The sequence below is a fragment of the Acidiphilium sp. PM genome, assembly GCF_000219295.1.
Classification (GTDB): domain Bacteria; phylum Pseudomonadota; class Alphaproteobacteria; order Acetobacterales; family Acetobacteraceae; genus Acidiphilium; species Acidiphilium multivorum.
This window is the reverse complement of sequence record NZ_AFPR01000177.1, coordinates 1-1,186: the sequence shown is the minus strand read 5'-3', so window position 1 is coordinate 1,186 and position 1,186 is coordinate 1. Positions and strand designations below refer to the sequence as shown.

The 1,186-nt window shown below is 75.0% G+C and carries 2 protein-coding genes; both read right to left on the bottom strand.

What is annotated here, in order from left to right:
- Positions 1-427: FAD-dependent oxidoreductase (locus APM_RS08575; RefSeq protein WP_007422971.1), on the bottom strand; the 427-nt coding region annotated here is incomplete at its 3' end.
- Positions 424-1,186 (bottom strand): FAD-binding oxidoreductase (locus APM_RS08570; protein ID WP_039888147.1); only part of this gene is annotated, 763 nt, incomplete at its 5' end. The genes APM_RS08575 and APM_RS08570, both read right to left, overlap by 4 nt.

Here is a 1,186-nt window from a genome sequence, read left to right as displayed (position 1 = left end):
CGCCCGCCGTCCGCATCACGCGGGTGAGGCCGGCGGGCTCGATCATCGGGAAGCGGGCGGGGATCTCGGCCAGCGGGATGTCCGCATGGGCGATGCCGAGACGGTCGAGCGAGCGGCGGGTGGGCTCGTACCAGGGGGTTTCGCCGCGCATGAAGTAGATCACCGGCAGGTCGTCGTAATGGCGCGCGCCGGTTTCCGCCCAGAGCGCCTCCCACAGGCGGAAGGCGGCGGGCATCATGTGGGCGTAGCCCTCCAGCTCGCCATAGGCGTGGCGGATGATGCGGTGCTCGTCATGCGAGGAGGCGCGGGGGTTGGGCAGCGGGCCCTGCTCGAACAGCTCGACCGCGAAGCCGCGCCGGCTCAGCCCCCAGGCGGCGGAGAGGCCGGCGATGCCGCCGCCGACCACCAGCACGCGCGGCGCGCTCATGCCGGCATCTCCTCGCGCGCCGGGGCGGCGGCCGGGGTGAACCATCCCTGACGGCGCCGCCAGTCGGGGTCGAGATCGCGGAAGCGGGCGAGGGAGAGCTTGCCGAGATCGGCGAAGGTGCAGCGCCCCTCCACCACGATGTCGCGCAGGGCGCGGCCGGTGGCGGGCGAGAGGCCGAAGCCGACGCTCGACATCGTCGCCACCGTGACGTTGCCGGGATCGGCCGGGCGGTCGAGCACGGGCCGGCCATCGGGCGTGTTCTCGACGATGCCGGCCCAGGAGCGGATGACCCGCGCGTGCGCCGCCTTCGGGAAGAGCTCGGCGAGGCGGCGGGCGAGAGGGCGGATCGTCGGCGTCGAGGGGCGGGGAAGCGGATTGTCCGCCGGCACGGCGTCGAGCCATTCGTGCCAGCCGCCGCCATAGGCGAGGTTGCCGCGCAGGGTCTGCCGCCCGTAGAGCCCGTTGCCGTCGACCCCGCCGAGCGGCATCAGCGGCAGCGCCTCGGTGACGATCATCTCGGCGCGGGCCGGGGCGAGCGGCAGGTCGAGCCCGGCGTCGCGGGCGAGGCGGTCGGATTGCGGGCCGGCGGCGATCACCAGCTGGTCGCAGCCGATCACGCCGTCCGCCGTGCGGACGCCGACGGCGCGGCCGCCGGCCATCGCGATGCCGAGGGCGGGGGTGTGCTGGAGGATGCGGGCGCCATGGTCCTGCGCCGCCCAGGCATAGGCCTGCACGGTGCGTTGCGGGTTGCCTGGCCGC